Origin of the sequence: Streptomyces zaomyceticus (genome assembly GCF_014656215.1) — a bacterium.
In the GTDB taxonomy this organism is placed as follows: Bacteria; Actinomycetota; Actinomycetes; order Streptomycetales; family Streptomycetaceae; genus Streptomyces; species Streptomyces zaomyceticus.
The window spans coordinates 134289-154842 of the sequence record NZ_BNBZ01000016.1; the positions used below are offsets into that span (position 1 = coordinate 134289).

Consider the following 20554-nt stretch of genomic DNA (forward strand, 5'->3'; position numbering starts at 1 on the left):
AGTGCAAGATCGATGCAGAGGATGGACAGAACGGCAGGAAAGATGACAAGGGAGGCCGCCGTGCCGACATCCCGGATCCTGCTGTGGAGTGGTCTCACGGCGGCCGCCGGAGGCGCGGTGCTGTGCGTGCTCGGCTGGTACGGGATCTCCGGCGAGCGCTTCGCGGAACGGCAGCTGCCCTATCTGGCCTCGTGCACGGTGCCGGGGGCGGCACTGGTCGTGGCGGGCACGGTGCTCTTCGTGGCGGCCTACGCGCTCCCCGTACGCCCTCCGGAGCCGCGGACGGACGTCCCCGTGGGGGCGCCCGGTACGGCGGAGGAGACTCCCCCGCCGTCCTCCGACGGCCCCCCGCTCCGGGTCCCGGGCGGGACGCTCGCGCACCGGCCGGACTGCCCTCTGGTCGTGGGCAAGAGGGAGGCGGTGGAGGTGGGAGAGGCCGCGCTGGCCCCCTGCCCCGTCTGTGAGCCGTGGCCGCCCTGATGGCCTCCCTGACCTACGAACTGACGCTCGCCGGCCTCGCGGTCGGCAGCGCGGCCGCGCTCACCGGGATCGGCCTGGTCGTCACCTACCGGGCGACCGGTGTGCTGAACCTGGCGCACGGCGCCGTCGCCATGATCTGCGCGTACGTGCTGCGCCAACTGGTGGTCGTCGAGGGGTGGCCGCTGCCGCTCGGGGCCCTCGTCACCCTCCTGGTGGTCGCCCCCGGCATCGGCGTCGTCCTGGACCGCGCGGTGTTCCGGCCCCTCGCGCACCGCGGGGCGAACCCCGCCCAGGCCCTCGTGGCCTCCATCGGCGTCTTCGTCCTGCTGGTGGGCACGGCGGTGCTCCTGTGGGGTCCCGGGGCACGGGACGACGTCCCGGTGCTCCTCGGCGACGACCCCTGGGCGCAACTCGGGGCGGTGGTGGCGCTCGCCTGTCTGGTGGGGGCGGTGACCCGGTGGACCCGGTTCGGCCGGGAGCTGCGGGCCGTGATCGACAACCGGCCGCTCGCGGTGCTCTCCGGGATCGACGCGGACCGCGTCGCGGCGGCCGGCTGGGCGTTCGGCTCGTTCACGGCCGGACTCACCGGGGTGCTGCTCGCCCCCTATGTACGGCTCGACCCGTACGGGATGCCCCTGCTGGTCCTCGAGGTCGTCGCGGTCGCCGTCATCGCCCGGATGCGGTCCCTGCCGGTCGCCGTGGTGGCCGCGCTCGCGATCGGGGTGGCCCAGGCCCAGCTGACCCGGCTGCACCCGGAGGGCTGGGCCGGTCCGCTTCTCCAGGCCGTCGGGGCGAACCTGTTCGTCGTCGCTCTCCTGGTCTCGGCGCTCGTCCTGCCGGGGATCGGCGGCAAGGGCCGGGACGCGCTGCCTCCGCCCATGCGGTCGGAGCCGCTGCCCGGGGGCGTGTGGCTCGTCGTGGGCGTCCTGTTCCTCCTGCCGCTGGGCTTCGCCGGACCGGACCTCCACACGGCGATCCAGGTCCCGGCCCTGTCGGTGATCCTGCTGTCCCTGGTCGTGGTGGCGGGGCGGGGCGGCCAGATCGCGCTGGGCCAGGCGGCGTACGCGGGCCTCGGCGCGCTGTTCACGGCGCTGCTCGCGGCGGGCGGGGTGCCGACCCTGCTTGCCCTCGGCCTCGCCGTGCCGCTCGTCGCCGCGGTGGGTCTGCTGACGGGATGGCCGGCGATCCGCCGGCACGGCCTGGCGCTGGCGCTGGTGACGCTGGCGACCGGCGTCGCGGTGAGCCGCTTCGTCCTCACCCAGCCGTACGCGACGGCCGGCGTGTCCCTCGGCCGCCCGGCGGGCTTCACCGACGACCGCTCCTTCTACGCCCTCGAACTGCTCGTTCTCGCCGGCTGCCTGGCTCTGGTCGCGGCCCTCCGCCGGGGCCGCACGGGCCGGGCGCTGGCCGCGCTGCGGGACCACGAGCCGGGCGCGGAGGCCGCGGGGGTCGCCGTCCCCGGTCTGAAGCTCCTCGCCTTCGTCCTGGGGGCCGCCCTGGCCGCCCTGGGCGGCGGGCTGCTCGGGATGGGGCTGCGGGCCTTCGACCCGGAGGCGTACGACCCGGTCCGCGGCCTGCTCTGGTTCGCGGCGGTCCTGGTCCTGGGCGCCGACAGCCTCCTCACTCCCCTGGTCGCGGCCGCGCTGCTGACCACCCTGGACGCGGGCTCCCACGCGGGCGCGGCAGCCGCCGCCCTGGGCCTCCTGGCCGCCCTGACGGCCCGCGTCCCCCCACTGACGGCCTTGCTCCCCCGGGCGAGGCCCGGAGACCGGGGGCGGCGGGGACGGGGCCGACCGCCCACGCCGGACCACGTGGTCCCACCGGCCGGGACGGCGTCCGTCCGCTCTCGGCCGGGCGCCGACGGCGCCGCGCCACCCGCGGGAGGACCGGCACCGCCCGTCCCCGGCCGCGCGGGCGGCGAGGGCGGGCGTCCCCGGCCGGCGGGAGGCCGGACGCGTCCCCGAGCCGCCGCCCCCGCCACCACACCCGCACCGCCCGGGGTGACCCCGGCGCCGCGCCTCCGCGCCCATGCCGTCACCCTCACCTACCCCGGAGGGGTCACCGCCCTCGACGGCGTCACGCTCGACCTCGCCCCCTCCCGCGTCACCGCCCTCGTCGGGCCCAACGGCGCCGGCAAGTCCACGCTCTTCGACTGCCTCGCCGGAACCCTCCGCCCCCGCCGGGGCAGCATCACCCTCGACGGCACCGACATCACCGGCCGTTCCGCCCACGCCCGGACCCGGCTCGGCATCGCCAGGACCTTCCAGCGGCTCGCCGTCTTCCCCTCCCTCACCGTCGAGGAGAACGTCCGGCTCGGCGAGGAGCAGGGCCACGTCCGGCGGGACCCCGCCGCCGTGGAGCGGAGCCTGCGGCTGCTCGGCCTCGCCGGACCCGTACGGCACGAGACGGCGGCGGACCTGCCGACCGGAACCCTGCGCCGGGTCGAGCTGGCCCGCGCGCTGGCCGGGCAGCCGCACACCCTGCTCCTGGACGAGCCCGCCGCCGGTCTCGACGCCGCCGAGACGGCCGCGCTCGCGCGGATCCTCGCCGCGCTGGCCGCCGACGGGCTAACCGTCCTCGTCGTGGAGCACGACCCGGACCTCGTCGCCGGGATCGCCCACACGGTGCACACCATGGAGGGCGGCCGGATCGTGTCATGAGCGTCGAGATCGCCCTGCGCGCCGCACGGGTCCGTTACGGCCCCCTGGAGGCCCTGCACGGCCTGGACCTGCCCGTCCCGGCCGGTACGGTCACCGTCCTGCTCGGCCGCAACGGCTCGGGGCGTACGACGGCCCTGCGCGCCCTGGCCGGCACGGTGCGGCTCTCGGCGGGCCGGGTCCTGTGGCGGGGCTCCGACGTGACCCGGCTGTCGGCCCACGAGCGGACCCGCCGGGGGCTGTGCTTCGTACCGGACCTGGAGGCGGTGTACGCGACCCTCACCGTCGCCGAGAACCTGACCCTCGCCGCCCCCGGAGGCACCGCGCACCCCAGCGCCGCCCACGGAGGCGCCACCCCCCGTTCCGCCGCCCCCGGAGGGGCGGGGCCCGAAGCCCTTCCCCCGCCCCCGTATCCCGAACTGGTCCCCCTCCTCGACCGGCCCGCCGGGACCCTCTCCGGCGGGGAGCGCCGCATGCTGGCCCTCTCCCGCGCCTTTCTCGCTCCACGCGCGCGCGTGGTGCTGGTCGACGAGCCCGCGCTCGGGCTGGCCCCGCCGGTCGCGGCCCGGACGTACCGGCGGCTCGCGGCTCTCGCCGCGGAGGGCGGCGCGGCCGTCGTCCTCGCGGAGCAGCGCGTACCGGAGGGCCTGCCCCGGGGGACGCTGGTGCACGAGCTGCGGCGCGGCTCCCTCGCGTTCAGCGGGGAGCCGGCCGAGCTGACCTGAAGGAGCCCCGGTCCGGAGCCCCGCTCGGGGCGTGGAGCAGGACCGGGACCGTCAGAGCGGCGCGATCCGCAGCATCGTCCCCACGACGACCCGGTTCGGGTCCGCCCCGATCAGACCGCGGTTCGCCGCGTACAGCGCCTTCCAGCCGCCCTTGATCCCGAAGCGGTGGGCGATGGAGCTGAGAGTGTCGCCGGCCCGGACGGTGTGGACCCGCCCGCTCAGTCCGTACCGCTTGGAGCAGACGGGCCAGGCCCCCCACCCCTGGGTGCGGAGCACCTCCTCCGCGATCGTGATCTGCTGCGGCCGGGTCGCCAGGTCGGCGCGCGGGGCGTACTTCGTCCCGCCGTGCTCGACCCAGGTCGGCTGCCAGAACTGGAGTCCGCCGTAGAAGCCGTTGCCGGTGTTGATGTGCCAGCGGCCGCTGCTCTCGCACTCGGCGACACAGCCCCACGGCCACTGGTCCCGGGCGCAGGCGTACGACGGCACGGCGGCGGCCGCGCGCAGCCCCTCGGACACGTTCCGAAGCACGGCGGACGCGTCCCGCACCCCGCCACGGACGTCCCGGGCCTGGGCGGGTGCCGGGATCAGGGTCAGCAGCGCGGCCGCGGACGCCACCACGAGGGAACCGCTCGTCCAAAATCGGATCTTCGACATCGGGGCAGGCTAGGCAGCGTCCGGGCACCCCCGGCCCGTGCCGCGCGGAACACCGTTCACACCCCACCCGGTCGGAGTCACCCGCCCTTCCGCACGAGCCGGTGGCAAGTTGCCCCGCTTCCGCGCGTGACCCCGGCCGAGCCTGACCCGTTGAACTCGGCATGGACGACCGGGAACGGCCCGGCGTCCCCCCGTACCGAGTCCAGGGAGCCCCCCGTGCCGCGCATGCTCGACGTCAGCGAGGACGTACGCGCCGAGATCGGCGACGAAGAAGCGGACCGGCTGCTCGCCGGCGACAACGCCCCGGGCAGCTACGACTGCACCTCCTGCCGCACGCAGGGGGACTCCGAGCAGGAGCGCACCAGCACGGTGCTGTTCGTCGGCGACGAGACCGCGGTCCTCGCTTTCGCCCACGCCAGCTGCATTCCGTCGCAGGTCGTCCGGGTCGCCGAGGAGCAGCTCCAGGGCGCCGTTGCCTCCATCACGGCCTCGGACACCGCGGACGCGCTGTCCGCCGCCCACCCCGAGCAGGCCGTGCTCGGAGTCACCAGCGGTCTCGTCCTGATCCAGGGCGAGCTGCACCCGGCGCTGGTCGTGGAGCCGACCGCGCCGGTGGCCCGTCCGGGGTCGGACGGTCTCACCGACGAGTTCCTGTCGCTCCTCGCCGACCAGGGCTTCCAGCAGGTCATGGACCTCGAAGCGAGGCCGGCGGTGCTGCCGGGCTGGTCGGTCCTGGTCGCCATGGGCCAGCTGCACTCCGTGCTCCAGCCGGGCCCCGGCGGCGCCGGGCAGGCCGCCTGGTGGCAGGCGCACCAGCCGCTCCAGGTCACCGAGGGCTGGCGTGCGGCGGCCAACAAGTCGCACACGGTGCTGGTCTTCGCCGCCCCGGTGGGCTCGATCGGCCAGCAGCCGCGCGAGGACCTGCTGCGCGACGCGCTGGAGAAGGCCGCGGCGAACGGGCGCCTGGTCGCCGCCGCGATGCCGCTGGCCGGTACCTGATGGACGACGTCCGGCCGGGCATAGGGTGGGCGCGGGTCCCCGGCGTACCGAAGGTGCCCTCGGGCGCCGCCGGTGCGGGGGCCCCGACCGTTCCGCGTCCCCGGCGGGCGCCCCATTCGGAGAGCCGCCCGCATCCGACGGGCGGCGGGGTCGTTGGCACCTACGTGCACGCATACGACCCCTTCCCCCAGCCGTATCCGAGTCAGATCCCTTCGATGCGCCCGGCGCAGGACGTCACGGCGGGGCCTTCGCCCACGCCGATCTACGACGCCCTGTACTCGGAGTACCGCAGGTCGTTCCGCACGCTGCCGGGTGACCGCAGCGGCGAGGAGGAGCTGACCTTCCGGGCCTTCGGTACGGCGGTGAGCACGGGGGTGTACGGAAACGGGCAGGGGCACCGGTACACGTCGACGTATCCGACGGCGTGGTCGGCGCAGCACTCCTCCCCCACGCACACCCAGCCGGCACTGCCGCCGGGGCCCCGCAGGGGGTTCTAGGCATCACCCGGGGAACGCATCACCCGGGGAACGGCGGAGGGCCGGGGCGCGATCGCCCCGGCCCTCCGCCGTGTCCCGTCCAGGGGTGCCACCCCGGGTCCTGCCCGGGATCCCACCCCGTGGGGGGGTTACTTCTTGCGGCCGCGCTTCTCGCGCACGCGGACCGAGATGTGGATCGGGGTGCCCTCGAAGCCGAACTCCTCGCGGAGGCGGCGCTCGATGAAGCGGCGGTAGCCGGCCTCCAGGAAGCCCGAGGCGAAGAGCACGAAACGGGGCGGCTTGGTGCCCGCCTGCGTACCGAAGAGGATGCGGGGCTGCTTGCCGCCGCGGATCGGGTGCGGGTGGGCCGCGACGATCTCACCGAGGAAGGCGTTGAGCCGGCCGGTGGGGACGCGGGTCTCCCAGCCGGCGAGGGCGGTCTCGATCGCCGGGACCAGCTTCTCCATGTGACGGCCGGTCTTGGCCGAGACGTTCACCCGGGGCGCCCAGGCGACCTGCTGCATCTCGGTCTCGATCTCGCGCTCGAGGTAGTAGCGGCGCTCCTCGTCGAGCTCGTCCCACTTGTTGTAGGCGATGACGATGGCGCGGCCGGACTCGACCGCCATCGTGATGATGCGCTGGTCCTGGACCGAGATGTTGTCGGTGGTGTCGATGAGGATGACGGCCACCTCGGCCTTCTCGACGGCGGCGGCCGTCCGCAGGGAGGCGTAGTAGTCCGCGCCCTCCTGGAGGTGGACCTTCTTGCGGATGCCCGCGGTGTCGACGAACTTCCACGTCACGCCGCCGAGCTCGATGAGCTCGTCGACCGGGTCGCGGGTGGTGCCGGCCAGCTCGTTGACGACGACGCGGTCCTCGTTGGCGACCTTGTTCAGGAGCGAGGACTTGCCGACGTTCGGGCGGCCGATGAGGGCGATGCGGCGCGGGCCGCCGACGGCGTTGCCGAAGCGCTGCTCGGGGGCCTCGGGCAGCTTCTTCAGGACCTCGTCGAGGAGGTCGCCGGTGCCGCGGCCGTGCAGCGACGAGACGGGGAACGGCTCGCCGAGGCCCAGGGACCAGAGCATGGAGGCGTCGGCCTCGCCGGACTGTCCGTCGACCTTGTTGGCGGCCAGGACGACCGGCTTCCCGGCGCGGCGGAGCAGCCTGACGACGGCCTCGTCGGTGTCGGTGGCGCCGACGGTGGAGTCCACGACGAAGAGGCAGGCGTCCGCGGCCTCGATGGCGTACTCGGCCTGGGCGGCGACGGAGGCGTCGATGCCGAGGACGTCCTGCTCCCAGCCGCCGGTGTCGACGACCTTGAAACGGCGCCCGGCCCATTCGGCCTCGTAGGTGACGCGGTCGCGGGTGACGCCCGGCTTGTCCTCGACGACGGCCTCACGGCGGCCGATGATGCGGTTCACCAGGGTCGACTTGCCGACGTTCGGACGGCCGACGACGGCGAGGACGGGGAGGGGGCCGTGGCCGGCCTCCTCGATCGCGCCCTCGACCTCTTCGACGTCGAAGCCCTCTTCGGAGGCGAGCTCCATGAACTCCGCGTACTCGGCGTCGCCAAGTGCCCCGTGGTCGTGCTGGTCGTTCATGAAGTCCGTTCCTTGATCATTCGTGGTCGGTGGGTCCCCGAGCCGCGGGGCCCACTACTGAGAGTCTCGCTCAGCGCCCGGTGAGGCGCCTGGCGTTTTCCAGGTGGTCGGTGAGCTTCCCCTGGATGCGGAGGGTCGCCTCGTCGAGCGCCTTGCGGGTGCGCCGGCCGGAGCCGTCCCCCGCGTCGAAGGCGTCGCCGAAGACGACGTCGACACCGGCGCGCAGCGGAGGCAGTGCCTTGACCAACCGTCCGCGGCGCTCGGTGCTTCCCAGGACGGCGACCGGGACGATCGGCGCGCCGCTGCGGAGGGCGAAGTACGCCAGGCCCGCGCGGAGCGAGGCGAAGTCGCCGTCACCCCTCGTGCCCTCGGGGAAGATCCCGAGGACGCCGCCCTGCTCCAGGACGCCCAGGGCGTTGCCTATGGCCTTGCGGTCGGTGCTTTCGCGGTCCACCTCGACCTGCCCGATGCCCTGCAGGAAGCTGCCGAGCGGGCCGACGAACGCCTCCTTCTTGATCAGGAAGTGCACGGGACGCGGGGCGGTGCCCATGAGCATGGGGCCGTCGATGTTGTGCGCGTGGTTGACGGCGAGGATGACGGGTCCGGAGGCCGGCATCCGCCAGGCTCCGAGGACGCGCGGCTTCCAGAAGCCGTACATCAGCCCGATGCCGATGCGTCTCCCGACGGCGGCGCCCTTCGCGGAGGGCACGGTCACTTCGCGGCCGTCCTCTTCTCGTCCACCAGGGTGACGACGCACTCGATGACCTGGTCGAGGGTGAGCTCGGTGGTGTCGACCTCGACGGCGTCGCCCGCCTTGGCGAGCGGGGAGGTCTTGCGGCTGGAGTCGGCCGCGTCCCGCTTGATCAGGGCTTCCTTCGTCGCGTGCACGTCGACGCCCTTGAGCTCGCCGGAGCGGCGGGCGGCACGGGCCTCGGGCGAGGCGGTGAGGAAGATCTTCAGGTCGGCGTCGGGCAGGACGGTGGTGCCGATGTCCCGGCCCTCGACGACGATGCCGTGTTCGGCGCCCTTGGCGATGGTCCGCTGGAGCTCGGTGATGAGCGCCCGCACCTCGGGGACGGCGCTGACGGCGCTGACCTTGGAGGTGACCTCTTCGGTGCGGATGGGGCCGGCGGCGTCGGCGCCGTCGACGGTGATGGTGGGCCGGGCCGGGTCGGTGCCGGAGACGATGACCGGCTTGCCCGCGGCGTTGGCGACGGCGTCGGGGTCGTGGACGTCCACGCCGTTGCTGATCATCCACCAGGTGATCGCCCGGTACTGGGCGCCGGTGTCGAGGTAGCTCAGCCCCAGCTTGGCGGCGACCGCCTTCGAGGTGCTGGACTTGCCCGTGCCGGAGGGCCCGTCGATGGCGACGATCACGGATTCCACGGTGGGAACACCTTCCTGGGTGAGTGGCGGGACCCGGCGGAGATGCAGGGGGCCTCCCCAAGGTTACCGAGTCCCACGCACCCGTTCGGCCCAGCCCGTGCCGGGGCCGCTCCCAGGGGCCCGTACGGGGCGCGCTGCCGACCGGGCCGGGCCGGCTCGGGCCGGGCGCCCCCGGGGCAGGGTCGGCTCGGAACCGCTCGGCTCGGGCGTCCTCGGGGCCGGGTCTCGGACCCGCTCGGCTCGGGCCCCGGCCGACTCGGGCATCGGTCGGGGCTCGGCGCCGGCCGGATCGGGTCCGGCCGGCGTCGTGCGTCGTCGTGCGTCGTCAGCTCGTACGGAGTGCCCAGCCCCGTTCCTGGAGGGCCGCGCCGAGGGCCGGGGCCGTCGAGGGCTCCACCATGAGCTGGACCAGACCCGCCTGCTGGCCGGTCGCGTGCTCGATGCGGACGTCCTCGATGTTGACCCCCGCGCGGCCCGCGTCGGCGAAGATGCGGGCGAGCTCGCCCGGCTGGTCGCTGATGAGGACGGCGACGGTCTCGTAGACCGTGGGCCCCGCGCCGTGCTTGCCGGGGACGCGGGAGCGGCCGGCGTTGCCGCGGCGCAGGACGTCCGCGACGCCCGAGGCGCCGTCGCGGCGCTTGTCCTCGTCGGCGGACTGCAGGGAGCGCAGGGCGCGGACGGTCTCGTCGAGGTCGGCGGCGACGCCCGAGAGCACATCGGCGACGGGGCCGGGGTTGGCGGAGAGGATCTCGACCCACATGCGCGGGTCGGAGGCCGCGATCCGGGTGACGTCCCGGATGCCCTGCCCGCAGAGGCGTACGGCCGACTCGTCGGCCTCCTCCAGGCGCGCGGCGACCATCGACGAGACGAGCTGCGGGGTGTGGGAGACCAGGGCGACCGCCCGGTCGTGGGCGTCGGCGTCCATGACGACGGGGACGGCCCGGCAGAGGGCGACGAGTTCCAGGGCGAGGTTCAGGACCTCGGTGTCGGTGTCGCGGGTCGGGGTGAGGACCCAGGGCCGGCCCTCGAAGAGGTCGGCGGTCGCCGCGAGCGGGCCGGAACGCTCCTTGCCGGACATGGGGTGCGAGCCGATGTACGCGGTGAGGTCGAGGCCCAGTGCCTCCAGCTCCCGCTTGGGTCCGCCCTTGACGCTGGCCACGTCCAGGTAGCCGCGGCCGAGCCCGGCGCCCATGGCCTCGGCGAGGGTGGCGGCCACATGGGCCGGCGGTACGGCGACGATCACGAGGTCCACGGGGCCCTCGGGCGCCTCGTCGGTGCCCGCGCCGAGCGCGGCGGCCGTGCTGGCGCGCGCCGGGTCGTGGTCGCGCAGATGGACGGTGACGCCCCTGCCCGCGAGGGCGATCGCGGCGGAGGTGCCGATCAGTCCGGTGCCGATGACGAGGGCTGTTCTCACTGGGCGATGTCCTTGCGCAGGGCGGCCGCGGCACCGAGGTAGACGTGCGCGATCCGGGACTTGGGCAGTTCGGTCTCGACATGGGCGAGGAGCCGGACGACCCGCGGCATGGCGCCCTCGATGTCGAGCTCCTGTGCGCAGATCAGGGGTACGTCGACGATCCCGGTGTGCCGGGCCGCGGCGGCGGGGAAGTCGCTGTGCAGATCGGGCGTGGCCGTGAACCAGATGCTGATGAGGTCGTCGGCGGTGAGCCCGTTGCGTTCCAGGACGGCGCCGAGCAGCTCCTCGACCTGCTCGCGCATGTGTCCGGCCTCGTCCCGCTCCAGCTGGACGGCTCCTCGGACCGCTCGTACCGCCACGTCGTCCTCCTTCGCCTGGGTGGGTGCTCCGTTCAGCCTAGTCAGCGGTGGGGCCCGGGCGTCGCGGGAGGCTTCGGAGCCGGGGCCGTCAGAGCTGCTGCTGCCGGATGATGTCCTCCAGGGAGCCCTCGGGCATCGACCCGGTCGGGGTCAGTCTGTCGACGGCCGTCGGCAGGGTCCGCGCGATCTGGTCGGCGGCATCCTGCGGGCTGACTCCGGCGTCCTGGGCGACCTGCCGCAGCGTCTCGTCCGGGAGGGCCTCGGCGATCTGGGTGCCGCTGACGGACTGGTTCTCACCGGTGCCGACCCAGGACTGCGTCTGGTCGGTGAGGCCCGACCTGGTGAGCATCTCGAGGAGTCCGCCGAGCGGGTTCGAGCCGTTGCCGCCGCCCGTGCCCCGGCCGTCGGCGAGGGCGCCGATCAGGGAGCCGAGGATGCCGCCCGCACCGCCGCCGCCGCTCTGTCCGCCGCCTCCCAGGAGACTCCCGAGGAGACTGCCGAGGTCGTTTCCCGCCATGGTCCTGCCTTTCGTCCGGTTCGGAACAGGCTCAATGTCACCCGAACCGGGATGCTCCGCCACTCGGGGTACATGCCGGGCCCGCCGCCTTCGCGGGGTAGAACTGTCGGCATGTTGCTGCACGTCGTACCCCTGGCCGAATGGTCGGCCGCTCCGGGCGCCCCCTACGCACCGCCGTCCCTCGCCGCCGAGGGTTTCGTCCACTGTTCGCCGGACGAGTCCGCGGCCCTCGCGATCGCCGAGGCCCACTACCGGGACGTGACGGGCCCGCTCCTGGTGCTCGTGATCGACGAGGACCGGCTGGGCGGGGAGGTCCGCTGGGAGGGTTCGGGGGAGACGCTCTTCCCTCATGTGTACGGACCGGTCGAGCGTGACGCGGTGACCGCCGTCCTGGAGGTACGGCGGGACGCGGACGGCCGTGCGAGGGAGCTGGCCCCCCGGGCCTAGGCGTGTTGCGGGACCCGGCGACGGCGCGGCGCCAAGCTGGCGGCATGACTTCAAGCGCCACGACTCGCCGTACCGTCCTGTTCGCCTCCGCCGCGGCCCTGACGACGGGCTGCGGCTCGGACGACGGCGGCGATGGGGGTACGACGACGAGCGCCCCGGCCACCCCGGATGCGCCCGGCACGAGTGCCCCGGCCGCCACGGGCACCACCGGGGCGGCTCCGAGTGCCACCCCGTCCCCCAGCGGCCCCGCCGGCACGGCCCTGGCCAAGACCTCCGAGATCCCGGTCGGCGGCGGCAAGGTCTTCGACAAGGAGAAGGTGGTCGTCACCCAGCCGGAGGCCGGGGAGTTCAAGGCGTTCTCGGCGGTCTGCACCCATCAGGGCTGTCTGGTGAACAAGGTCGCGGACGGCACCATCGACTGCCCCTGTCACGGCTCCAAGTTCAAGGTCACCGACGCGGCGGTGGTGGCGGGACCGGCTCCTCGCCCCCTCCCTGCCAAGCAGATCACCGTCTCGGGGGACTCGATCATCCTCACGTAATCTGGCCCGCATGACTCCGGACGAGCTGGTGCGCGCACACACGATCTACTCCTGTGTCATGGGCTCGCGCGCGTTCGGTCTCGCGACCGAGGGCAGCGACACGGACGTCCGGGGCGTGTATCTCGCCCCGACGCCGTTGTTCTGGCACTTCGACAAGCCCCCCGCGCATGTGGAGGGGCCGGCCGAGGAGCAGTTCAGCTGGGAGCTGGAACGGTTCTGCGAGCTGGCCCTCCGCAACAACCCGAACGTCCTGGAGTGTCTCCACTCCCCCGTCGTCGAGCACGTCGACGAGCTCGGCCGCGAGCTGCTCTCGCTGCGCGGCGCCTTCCTCTCCCGGCAGGCCCACCAGACCTTCGTCCGCTACGCGGGCGGCCAGCGCCGCAAGCTCGACGCGGACGTCCGCCAGTACGGGCATCCCCGCTGGAAGCACGCCATGCACCTGCTGCGGCTCCTGACCAGCTGCCGGGACCTGCTGCGCTCGGGCGAGCTCCGGATCGACGTCGGCGAGGACCGCGAGCGGCTGCTCGCGGTCAAGCGCGGCGAGGTGTCCTGGCCCGACGTGGAGTCCTGGATGAACCGCCTCCAGGAGGAAGCCGACCACGCCCTCGACACGACCCCGCTCCCGGCCGCCCCGGACCACGCGCGCGTGCAGGACTTCCTGATCCGCGCACGGCGCGCCTCCGCGCTCGACACGCTCACGTGATCCCCTGAGCGGCGGCCCCCAGGGACGCTCCTCCTAGAGAGCGCCCAGTCGTGCCCGGACGACGAGATCGTGCAGCAGGTCGTGGGCGCGCACCGCCGCCTCCCCGAGGCCGGACGCGGCCTGCGCCTCGTCGAGGACCCCGTGCAGGGCCTCGGTCTCGGCCCGTACGTCCTCGATCGCCACCTCGGCGAGCCCGTGCTCGGCCGCCGCCTTCGCCGCGACGAGGTCGGGCAGCCGGGCGGGCGCCTCGGCCACCTCCCCGACCAGCGTCGGCAGATGCGCCTGCACCTCGCCCGCGCGCATGAGGTGGATGCCGGTGAGCAGCGCCCGGTAGGTGTAGAGCAGGGGCTTGAGCTCACCGCTGCGCTCGAAGAGCCGCCACTGCGTCCCGGCGAACCCCCGGTAGTGGTGCGCGTGGTGATGGGTGAGCACCTCCGGCACGAGGGAGATCAGCTCCGCGTGGGTCTCCGTGGTGTGCGCGACGAGCGGGGAGGTGAGCTGCTCCAGGACGTAGCCGTTGCGGCGCAGCATCAGCCGGACGAATTTCCGCAGGTCGTGCGTGACGAGATCCATCTCGACGCCGTCCCGGTCCCACATCCGGCTGCGGGTCTCCTCGGGCTCGCGCAGCCCGATCAGCGCGTCCACGGGCAGCAGATGCGCGCCGCGCAGGTCCACGTCCGAGTCACGGGACGGGAATCCGTACAGGTGCGCACCGGAGACGGTCGCGAAGAGCAGCGGATCGGGCTGTTCGGCCACGACGGCGCCGAGGCCGGCGTCGAGGGCGGAACCGGCGGTCCCGGCGGTGTCGAGAGAGAGCGTCATGGATCAAGAGTCCCAGAGCGCCCCGAGGGTCAGCAGGTCGCTCCGGTACTCGATGGTCTCCTCCCACTCCTTCGGCCAGGCGTCCGCGCCGAGGTGGGCTCCGGCGAAGGCGCCCGCGAGGGCGGCGATCGAGTCGGAGTCTCCGCGGGTGCAGGCGGCCCGGCGCAGGGCCGTGAGGGGTTCGCCGGGGAAGAGGAGGAAGCAGAGGAGCCCGGTCGCGAGGGCCTCCTCGGCGATCCAGCCGTCCCCGGTGTACGTGCAGGGGTCGAGCTCCGGGTCGGCCGTGCGCTGGACGGCGTCCAGGCGCTCCAGGACGGCCAGGCACTCGTCCCAGCCGCGCCGGACGAAGGAGAGGGCGGAGGGGTCCTGGGAGCGGGTCCAGAGGTCGCCGAGCCAGTGCTCGTGGTAGCGGTCGCGGTTCTCGTAGGCGTACGAGCGGAGCTGTCCGACCAGGCCGGCCGGGTCGACGCCCTGGGCGAGGAGGTACACGGCGCGGGCGGTGAGGTCGGAGGCGGCCAGCGCGGTCGGGTGACCGTGGGTCAGCGCGGCCTGGAGCTGCGCGGCACCGGCCCGCTGCTCCTCGCTGAGCCCGGGGACGAGCCCGATGGGGGTGACCCGCATGTTGGCGCCGCAGCCCTTGGAGTGGATCTGGCTGGCGTCCTGCCAAAGCCGGTCGCTGTCGAGGAGCCCGCAGGCTCTGAGGCAGGTGTTGCCGGGGGCGCGGTTGTTCTCCGGGGAGTGGTACCAGTCGACGAACTCGTCCCGGACGGGCCGGGCGAGCCGCATTGGGGCGAGCACACCGCGGTCCATCGCGGTGCGGATGCCCCGGGCGAAGGCGAGTGCCATCTGCGTGTCGTCGGTGACATACGCCTTCCCGCCGCGGACGGGCAGGGGCATCTCCCGCCAGGGGCCGACCTTGGCGAGGATCGCGGGCACGTCGTTGAACTCGGTCGGGAAGCCCAGCGCGTCGCCGAGCGCCAGCCCGATCAGGGAGCCGGTCGCGGCCTGCTTGGTGGCGGTGCGTGCGAGGTTCACGTGGATCGTCCTTCCGGTCGCAGGAGGGGCGGATGGAGGGTGGTGGCCTCGCCCGCCCGGTAGAGGGCGGCCGGTTTCCCCCGTCCGCCGGTGAGGCGCGGAGGTCCTTCCACGGCCTGGACGAAGCCGGGCGTGGTGAGGACCTTGCGCCGGAAGTTGGGGCGGTCGAGCTCGACGCCCCAGACCGTCTCGTAGACCTGCCGCAGCTCGCCGAGGGTGAACTCCGGTGGGCAGAAGGCGGTCGCGAGGCAGGTGTACTCCAGCTTGGCGCCGACCCGTTCGTGGGCGTCGGCGAGGATGCGGTCGTGGTCGAAGGCGAGCCGTCCGTGGGTCCCGTACGGCATCCAACGGGCCTGGGCCGCGTCGCCGCCGCCGCGCGGTTCGGGTGCGTCCGGGACGAGCGCGGCGAAGGCGACGGAGACGACGCGCATCCTCGGGTCGCGGTCCGGCTCGCTGTAGGTGCGGAGCTGTTCGAGGTGGAGTCCGGCGACGGTGCCGTCCGAGAGCCCGGTCTCCTCGGCGAGTTCGCGGCGGGCGGCGCCCTCGGCGGACTCGCGGGGCAGTACGAATCCCCCGGGGAGCGCCCAGGATCCGGCGTAGGGCTCCTGGCCCCGTTCGACGAGCAGCACGTGGAGACGGTCCTCGCGGAGGGTGAGGACGGCGAGGTCGACGGTGACGGCGAACGGTTCGAAGGCGTACGGGTCGTACCCCTCGGGCACGCGGTGACCGGTCATCGTCGCTCCGGCAGGGGGTCGGTGAGGTGCCAGCCCTCGGCGAGCAGCCCGTCCACGGCGGCGACCGCCGCCGCGAGCCGCTCCTCGTGGGGGCCGCTGAGGACAGCCGTGCGGCGGCCGCTGTGCGCGAGCTGGGTGAGGAACCGGGCCGTCATCCAGGGCCGCAGGTGCTCCCCGTCGCGCAGTCCGTCGTCCTCGAAGGCGACGCCCCGGTGGTCGGTGAGCAGCCAGAGGTGCTGGCGGCCGTGGGCGGCGATCTCGCCGGTGGCGGGGCTGCTGGTGCCCATGTACCGCTCGTGCCAGATGGTGGTGGCGAAGGCGTCGGTGTCGCAGAAGAGCACGGGCGAGCCGTCGCGCGCCGCCTCCTCCTCCAGTTCGGCCTGGCGCTGGGCGATGACGGGGAAGTCGGAGGAGTGGAAGGCGACGTCGGCCCACTCGGCGCCGGGGCGCTCGGCGCGGAGTTCGGCGAGCTTGAGTTCGCTGTACTCGCGCCCGTACTCCGGTACGCAACGGGTGCGGGCCCAGACGCCGCCGCGCCGCCGGTAGTGGTCGGCGAGGGCGAGGGCCATGGTGGTGGTGCCGGTGGACTCGGCGCCGAGGACGACCACGCGCCGGGTGAGCGCGGAGCGCACCGGCGGCTCCAGGAAGTCCCAGCAGCCGGCGGGGTCGGCGCGGACGGCGGTGCCGGAGACGGGGAAGCGGGTGCGCCCGGGGTCGACGCAGACGGCTGCGGCGCCGAAGCGGCGGGCCAGTTCCTCCCCGTACGGCTCCGAGGTGAAGACGGCGTCGACGCGTTCGGGCACGGCGGCCCGGAAGACGGCCATGTGGGCGTCCCACACGTCGGGGTCGTGGAGGTCGACGGGGATGTCGTCGACGGCTCCGACGACGAGGGCGTCGGGGTGGATCTCGCGCATCCAGGCGACGCGCTCGTCGAGCGGGACGGACTCCACGGAGGAGGCGCAGACGAGGACGGTGAGGCGCTCGCAGCGGGCGAGGGCCGTCTCGACGAGATGGTGGTGGCCGGCGTGCGGCGGATAGAACTTGCCGAGGACCAGGCCGTGTCCGTAGCGCTTCACGCGGCGACCTCCACGGCGAGGGCGCGGCGTGCGGCGAGGTCCTTGGTCCAGCCGCGGAGGCCGAGGACGCAGAGCGTCATGAAGCCGACGTACAGCAGGGAGGTCAGGTAGAGCTCCTTGTACGCGTACAGCGGTACGTAGACCACGTCGGCGGCGATCCAGAGCCACCAGGACTCCAGGCGCTTGCGGCACTGGCCGTAGGTCGCCATGAGGGAGAGCGCGGTCGTCAGGGCGTCCCAGAAGGGGACGGTCGAGTCGGTGGCGCGGTCGAGCAGCAGGGTGAGCGCGAGGGTCCCCACCACCCCCGCCGTGATCAGCCACGTCCATTCGGTGCGCGTGGTGCGGCGCACCGGGAGGGCGTCGGAGCCTGGTCCACCCCCGTGGGTCCAGGTCCACCAGCCGTACACGGCGAGGGTGATGAAGACGATCTGGAGGCCGGCGTCGGCGTACAGCCCCGCCTGCGTGAAGAGCAGGACGAAGAAGAGGTTGTTGGCGATGCCGATGGGCCAGTTCGCGAGGTGCTGACGGGCGACGAGCCAGACACAGAGCGCCCCGCTGCCGAATCCCAGGACCTCGGTCCAGCTGACCGGGGTGTCCAGAACGGTGAAGAGCGGCTGCTGCAGGGGTTCGACGATGCTTGCGAGGCTCACGCCCGCCTCCTTAAGAGTCATGTTGACTATAAAGGGGGACGGGCTCCCGCCACAAGACGGAAAGACGGGGAGCGCGACGGGGAGCACGGATCGGAGCGCGAGCACCGACACGGGGGGCGGGCATGGACACGGACCCAGCCCCGGACACGGAGAAGCCCGTGACCGCCGGGCGGTCACGGGCTTCTCCGGTACAGCGGGCCGGGGGCCCTACATGCCGACTTCCTTCATCAGCATGCCGACCTCCGTGTTGGTCAGGCGGCGCAGCCAGCCCGACTTCTGGTCGCCCAGACCGATCGGGCCGAAGGCCGTGCGGACCAGCTTCTCGACCGGGAAGCCGGCCTCGGCCAGCATGCGGCGCACGATGTGCTTGCGGCCCTCGTGCAGCGTGACCTCGACCAGGTAGTTCTTGCCGGTCTGCTCGACCACGCGGAAGTGGTCGGCCTTGGCGTAGCCGTCCTCCAGCTGGATGCCGTCCTTGAGCCGCTTGCCGACCTCGCGGGGCAGCGGGCCGGTGATGGCGGCCAGGTAGGTCTTCTTCACGCCGTACTTCGGGTGCGTGAGGCGGTGGGCCAGCTCACCGTGGTTGGTGAGCAGGATGATGCCCTCGGTCTCCGTGTCGAGCCGGCCGACGTGGAAGAGACGCGTCTCACGGTTGTTGACGTAGTCGCCGAGGCACTGACGGCCGTCCGGGTCCTCCATGGTGGAGACGACGCCGGCGGGCTTGTTCAGCGCGAAGAACAGGTACGACTGGGTGGCGACCGTCAGGCCGTCCACCTTGATCTCGTCCTTCGGGTCGACGCGCTTGCCCTGCTCCAGGACGATCTCGCCGTTGACCTCGACGCGGGCCTGCTCGATGAGCTCCTCGCAGGCGCGGCGCGAGCCCATGCCGGCACGGGCGAGGACCTTCTGCAGCCGCTCGCCCTCCTGCTCGGCGCCGGGGAAGGTCTTCGGGGTCTTGATCTCCGGCCGGTTCTCGTACCGCTCCCGGTTGCGCTGCTCGATCCTGGCGTCGAGCTCGCGCGAGCGGGCCGGGGCCTGCCGCTGCCCGTGCGGGCCACGACGGGGCGGGGTGCCGCCCTGCGGGGCCTTGGGGCCGCCCTTGGCGCCGCCGCGGGCCGCGGAGCCGCGACCCTTCTTCGGGGCCTCGGCGGGCGGGCTCACGTCGTAGTTGCGCTCCTCGGGGCGAGGCCGGCGCGGGTTGCTGGGGCGCTTCTGGTCGTCACGACCGCCGCCGCCCTGGTAACCGCCACCGCCGCCGCCCTGGTATCCGCCACCGGAGCCGCCGCGGTAGCCACCGCCACCACTGCCACCGGAGCCGGAGCCCGAGCCGCCACGGTAGCCACCGCCACCACTGCCACTGCCGCCGGAGCCGCCGCGGTAGCCACCGCCACCGCTGCCGGAGCCGCCACCGGAGCCCCGGTAGCCGCCACCGCCGGCGCCGCTGCCACCACGGCCGCCACCGCTGCTGCCGCCGCGGCCGCCGCTGTTGCCACCACGGCTCCCGCCGTTGTTTCCGCTGCTGTTCCTGCCGCTGCTGCTTCGCATCAAACTTCCGTCTTGTCGTCGTCGTCCTCACGATCCGGTGCATCCGGATCGAACGACGGCACCCCTTCCAGCGAGTCCGGCTCGACCGCCTCCGCCTCGGGGAGGAAGGGCGCCAGCTCGGGGAGCTCGTCCAGGCCGCGAAGGCCCATCCGCTCCAGGAAGTAGTTCGTCGTCCTGTACAGGATCGCACCTGTTTCGGGTTCCGCGCCCGTCTCCTCCACCAGACCCCGCTGGAGGAGGGTGCGCATCACGCCGTCGCAGTTGACCCCGCGGACCGCGGAGACCCGGGAACGGCTGACGGGCTGGCGGTACGCGACGACCGCGAGGGTCTCCAGGGCCGCCTGGGTGAGCCGGGCCTGCTGGCCCTCCAGGACGAAGGCCTCGACGGCCGCGGCGTGCTCGGCGCGGGTGTAGTAGCGCCAGCCGCCGGCCACCTGCCGCAGCTCGAAGCCACGGCCCTGGGCGGTGTACTCGTCGGCCAGCTCGCGCAGGGCGTCGGCCACCTCTCGGGGGGTGCGCTCCAGGACCTTGGCGAGATGCGCCTCGGTGGCGGGCTCGTCCACGACCATGAGGACGGCTTCGAGGGCGGGCTTGAGGTCGCTCATGCGGTTGCCTCCTGGTCGAATTCGTCGGTCACGACCCCGGACGGGTCCGTCTCCCCGCCGGTCCAGGAGACCGTGAGGTCCCCCAGGGCGGTCTCCTGGTCCAGGGCGACGGCCTTCTCCCGGTAGAGCTCCAGAAGGGCGAGGAAGCGGGCGACCACGGTGAGGGTGTCGTCGCCGACGTCCTCGATCAGCTCCCGGAAGAGCGCCGTCCCGCGCTCCCGCAGCAGCGCGACCACGACACCGGCCTGCTCGCGGACGCTGACCAGCGGGGCGTGGATGTGGTCGACGTACACCTGGGGCTCGGCCCGGGGCTGCATGGCCTTGACGGCCAGCCTGGCGAAGCCCTCGGCGCCGAGGGAGATGACGACCTCGGGGAGCAGCTCGGCGTGGTGCGGTTCGAGTCCGACCGTACGGGGGTGGCGGCGGCCCTCGGCCTCCCAGCGCTCCTCGAAGATCGCCGCGATGCGTTTGTAGGCCCGGTACTGGAGGAGCCGGGCGAACAGCAGGTCGCGGGCCTCCAGCAGCGCGAGGTCGGCCTCGTCCTCCACCTCGGCGGCGGGCAGCAGCCTGGCGGCCTTGAGGTCGAGCAGGGTGGCCGCGACGACGAGGAACTCGGTGGTCTGGTCGAGGTCCCCGTCGGGCCCCAGGGCGCGCAGATGCGCCATGAACTCGTCGGTGACCTGCGAGAGGGCGACCTCGGTGACGTCGAGCTTGTGCTTGGTGATCAGCTGGAGCAGCAGATCGAAGGGCCCCTCGAAGTTGGCGAGGCGCACGGTGAACCGCCCGTCACCGACCCCGCCGCCGTCACCACTGCCGCCACCGCCGGGACCGTCACCACCGCGCCCGGCTCCGGTGTCCTCCGCCCCGCTCCGGGCCCGGGCGCGGGCCCCGGTATCGGCCACGGCAGCTGCGCGGGCATCGGCACGGGCGCCGACATCGGCATCGGTCCGGGCCTCGGGTTCAGCCCCGGTCTCGGACCCGGCCTCCGGCTCGGAGTCACCACCGGCTTCGGCTTCGGCTTCGGCTTCAACACCGGCATCGACATCGACAGCCGCATCGAGGCCGGCAGCGTCGTCGGCCTCGGGCCGAGGGACACCGCCCGTCCCGGGCCGCGCTTCGCCGCGGGCCTCGGG

At 73.7% G+C, this 20554-nt stretch carries 23 protein-coding genes; 8 read left to right on the forward strand and 15 right to left on the reverse strand.

Annotated features, from left to right (window positions below; translation table 11 throughout):
- The first annotated feature begins 60 nt into the window (after positions 1-60).
- Genes IE311_RS21545 through IE311_RS21555 form a run of 3 tightly spaced genes read left to right on the forward strand, consistent with a single transcriptional unit; the run spans position 61 to position 3862 of the window.
- The gene (locus tag IE311_RS21545) at positions 61-480 is read left to right on the forward strand and encodes a hypothetical protein (protein WP_189833401.1); all 420 of its coding nucleotides are present in this window, start codon (positions 61-63) and stop codon (positions 478-480) included.
- On the forward strand, positions 480-3140 hold the full coding sequence (locus tag IE311_RS21550) for an ABC transporter permease subunit (RefSeq protein WP_189833446.1): 2661 nt from the start codon (positions 480-482) through the stop codon (positions 3138-3140). The genes IE311_RS21545 and IE311_RS21550 overlap by 1 nt, the downstream gene beginning before the upstream one ends.
- On the forward strand, positions 3137-3862 hold the full coding sequence (locus tag IE311_RS21555; protein WP_189833402.1) for an ATP-binding cassette domain-containing protein: 726 nt from the start codon (positions 3137-3139) through the stop codon (positions 3860-3862). The genes IE311_RS21550 and IE311_RS21555 overlap by 4 nt, the downstream gene beginning before the upstream one ends.
- Before the next feature lie 51 nt (positions 3863-3913).
- Here the strand turns inward: IE311_RS21555 and IE311_RS21560 are convergent, their stop codons facing one another.
- A complete protein-coding gene (locus IE311_RS21560) occupies positions 3914-4516 on the reverse strand; it encodes a LysM peptidoglycan-binding domain-containing protein (protein WP_229902062.1) in 603 nt (200 codons plus the stop codon).
- Positions 4517-4732: 216 nt separating this feature from the next.
- Here IE311_RS21560 and IE311_RS21565 point away from each other — a divergent pair, with 216 nt between their 5' ends.
- Both IE311_RS21565 and IE311_RS21570 read left to right on the forward strand, forming a co-directional pair.
- Entirely contained in the window at positions 4733-5515 is a 783-nt protein-coding gene (locus IE311_RS21565; RefSeq protein ID WP_189833403.1) for a hypothetical protein, read from the forward strand.
- Positions 5516-5679: 164 nt separating this feature from the next.
- Positions 5680-6012: a hypothetical protein gene (locus IE311_RS21570; RefSeq protein WP_189833404.1), complete on the forward strand. Its 333-nt coding sequence runs from the start codon at positions 5680-5682 to the stop codon at positions 6010-6012.
- A 128-nt stretch (positions 6013-6140) separates the two neighbouring features.
- Here the strand turns inward: IE311_RS21570 and der are convergent, their stop codons facing one another.
- The 6 genes from der to IE311_RS21600 all read right to left on the reverse strand — a co-directional run bounded on the left by der (position 6141) and on the right by IE311_RS21600 (position 11469).
- Complete coding sequence (gene der, locus IE311_RS21575; RefSeq protein WP_189833405.1) at positions 6141-7589, reverse strand: ribosome biogenesis GTPase Der; 1449 nt, start codon at positions 7587-7589, stop codon at positions 6141-6143.
- Positions 7590-7659: 70 nt separating this feature from the next.
- The gene (locus IE311_RS21580; protein ID WP_189833406.1) at positions 7660-8304 is read right to left on the reverse strand and encodes a lysophospholipid acyltransferase family protein; all 645 of its coding nucleotides are present in this window, start codon (positions 8302-8304) and stop codon (positions 7660-7662) included.
- On the reverse strand, positions 8301-8966 hold the full coding sequence (gene cmk, locus IE311_RS21585; RefSeq protein WP_189833448.1) for a (d)CMP kinase: 666 nt from the start codon (positions 8964-8966) through the stop codon (positions 8301-8303). Before cmk ends, IE311_RS21580 begins: the two co-directional genes overlap by 4 nt.
- A gap of 334 nt (positions 8967-9300) precedes the next feature.
- A complete protein-coding gene (locus tag IE311_RS21590; RefSeq protein ID WP_189833407.1) occupies positions 9301-10389 on the reverse strand; it encodes a prephenate dehydrogenase in 1089 nt (362 codons plus the stop codon).
- Positions 10386-10748 (reverse strand): chorismate mutase, encoded by a 363-nt coding sequence (gene aroH, locus IE311_RS21595; RefSeq protein WP_189833408.1) that lies wholly within the window; start codon positions 10746-10748, stop codon positions 10386-10388. Before aroH ends, IE311_RS21590 begins: the two co-directional genes overlap by 4 nt.
- 88 nt (positions 10749-10836) lie before the next feature.
- Positions 10837-11469, reverse strand: a complete 633-nt coding sequence (locus IE311_RS21600; RefSeq protein WP_373313931.1) for a YidB family protein — start codon at positions 11467-11469, stop codon at positions 10837-10839.
- Here IE311_RS21600 and IE311_RS21605 point away from each other — a divergent pair.
- Genes IE311_RS21605 through IE311_RS21615 form a run of 3 tightly spaced genes read left to right on the forward strand, consistent with a single transcriptional unit; the run spans position 11377 to position 12954 of the window.
- Positions 11377-11712, forward strand: a complete 336-nt coding sequence (locus tag IE311_RS21605) for a DUF952 domain-containing protein (RefSeq protein WP_189833410.1) — start codon at positions 11377-11379, stop codon at positions 11710-11712. The genes IE311_RS21600 and IE311_RS21605 overlap by 93 nt on opposite strands.
- A 44-nt stretch (positions 11713-11756) precedes the next feature.
- A complete protein-coding gene (locus IE311_RS21610; RefSeq protein WP_189833411.1) occupies positions 11757-12251 on the forward strand; it encodes a Rieske (2Fe-2S) protein in 495 nt (164 codons plus the stop codon).
- Between the two features lie 10 nt (positions 12252-12261).
- A complete protein-coding gene (locus tag IE311_RS21615; protein ID WP_189833412.1) occupies positions 12262-12954 on the forward strand; it encodes a nucleotidyltransferase domain-containing protein in 693 nt (230 codons plus the stop codon).
- 33 nt (positions 12955-12987) lie between these two features.
- On the opposite strand, the gene IE311_RS21620 is transcribed toward IE311_RS21615, so the two are convergent.
- The 8 genes from IE311_RS21620 to IE311_RS21655 form a co-directional block, all read right to left on the reverse strand.
- Positions 12988-13776, reverse strand: a complete 789-nt coding sequence (locus tag IE311_RS21620; RefSeq protein ID WP_229902064.1) for a nucleotidyltransferase domain-containing protein — start codon at positions 13774-13776, stop codon at positions 12988-12990.
- Positions 13777-13779: 3 nt separating this feature from the next.
- Positions 13780-14811, reverse strand: a complete 1032-nt coding sequence (locus tag IE311_RS21625; protein ID WP_189833413.1) for an ADP-ribosylglycohydrolase family protein — start codon at positions 14809-14811, stop codon at positions 13780-13782.
- Positions 14808-15545 carry an NUDIX hydrolase gene (locus IE311_RS21630; protein ID WP_189833414.1) on the reverse strand — a complete coding sequence of 246 codons (738 nt, stop codon included), beginning with the start codon at positions 15543-15545 and terminating at the stop codon, positions 14808-14810. The genes IE311_RS21625 and IE311_RS21630 overlap by 4 nt, the downstream gene beginning before the upstream one ends.
- Positions 15542-16621: an AAA family ATPase gene (locus IE311_RS21635; protein ID WP_189833415.1), complete on the reverse strand. Its 1080-nt coding sequence runs from the start codon at positions 16619-16621 to the stop codon at positions 15542-15544. Before IE311_RS21635 ends, IE311_RS21630 begins: the two co-directional genes overlap by 4 nt.
- On the reverse strand, positions 16618-17271 hold the full coding sequence (gene pnuC / locus IE311_RS21640) for a nicotinamide riboside transporter PnuC (RefSeq protein WP_189833416.1): 654 nt from the start codon (positions 17269-17271) through the stop codon (positions 16618-16620). Before pnuC ends, IE311_RS21635 begins: the two co-directional genes overlap by 4 nt.
- A 207-nt stretch (positions 17272-17478) precedes the next feature.
- Positions 17479-18816 (reverse strand): pseudouridine synthase, encoded by a 1338-nt coding sequence (locus tag IE311_RS21645; RefSeq protein WP_189833417.1) that lies wholly within the window; start codon positions 18814-18816, stop codon positions 17479-17481.
- The gene (scpB, locus tag IE311_RS21650) at positions 18816-19421 is read right to left on the reverse strand and encodes an SMC-Scp complex subunit ScpB (RefSeq protein ID WP_189833418.1); all 606 of its coding nucleotides are present in this window, start codon (positions 19419-19421) and stop codon (positions 18816-18818) included. The genes IE311_RS21645 and scpB overlap by 1 nt, the downstream gene beginning before the upstream one ends.
- Positions 19418-20323: a segregation and condensation protein A gene (locus IE311_RS21655; RefSeq protein WP_373313932.1), complete on the reverse strand. Its 906-nt coding sequence runs from the start codon at positions 20321-20323 to the stop codon at positions 19418-19420. Before IE311_RS21655 ends, scpB begins: the two co-directional genes overlap by 4 nt.
- Positions 20324-20554: the final 231 nt, after the last annotated feature.

What these genes read in the sequence shown, in the direction of transcription:
- IE311_RS21550 (WP_189833446.1), top strand. Translation starts at nt 480, where the DNA reads ATGGCCTCCCTGACCTACGAACTGACGCTCGCCGGCCTCGCGGTCGGC.
- IE311_RS21555 (WP_189833402.1), top strand. Translation starts at nt 3,137, where the DNA reads ATGAGCGTCGAGATCGCCCTGCGCGCCGCACGGGTCCGTTACGGCCCC.
- IE311_RS21560 (WP_229902062.1), bottom strand. Translation starts at nt 4,516, where the DNA reads ATGTCGAAGATCCGATTTTGGACGAGCGGTTCCCTCGTGGTGGCGTCC.
- der (WP_189833405.1), bottom strand. Translation starts at nt 7,589, where the DNA reads ATGAACGACCAGCACGACCACGGGGCACTTGGCGACGCCGAGTACGCG.
- IE311_RS21605 (WP_189833410.1), top strand. Translation starts at nt 11,377, where the DNA reads ATGTTGCTGCACGTCGTACCCCTGGCCGAATGGTCGGCCGCTCCGGGC.
- IE311_RS21610 (WP_189833411.1), top strand. Translation starts at nt 11,757, where the DNA reads ATGACTTCAAGCGCCACGACTCGCCGTACCGTCCTGTTCGCCTCCGCC.
- IE311_RS21615 (WP_189833412.1), top strand. Translation starts at nt 12,262, where the DNA reads ATGACTCCGGACGAGCTGGTGCGCGCACACACGATCTACTCCTGTGTC.
- IE311_RS21620 (WP_229902064.1), bottom strand. Translation starts at nt 13,776, where the DNA reads ATGACGCTCTCTCTCGACACCGCCGGGACCGCCGGTTCCGCCCTCGAC.
- IE311_RS21630 (WP_189833414.1), bottom strand. Translation starts at nt 15,545, where the DNA reads ATGACCGGTCACCGCGTGCCCGAGGGGTACGACCCGTACGCCTTCGAA.
- IE311_RS21645 (WP_189833417.1), bottom strand. Translation starts at nt 18,816, where the DNA reads ATGCGAAGCAGCAGCGGCAGGAACAGCAGCGGAAACAACGGCGGGAGC.
- scpB (WP_189833418.1), bottom strand. Translation starts at nt 19,421, where the DNA reads ATGAGCGACCTCAAGCCCGCCCTCGAAGCCGTCCTCATGGTCGTGGAC.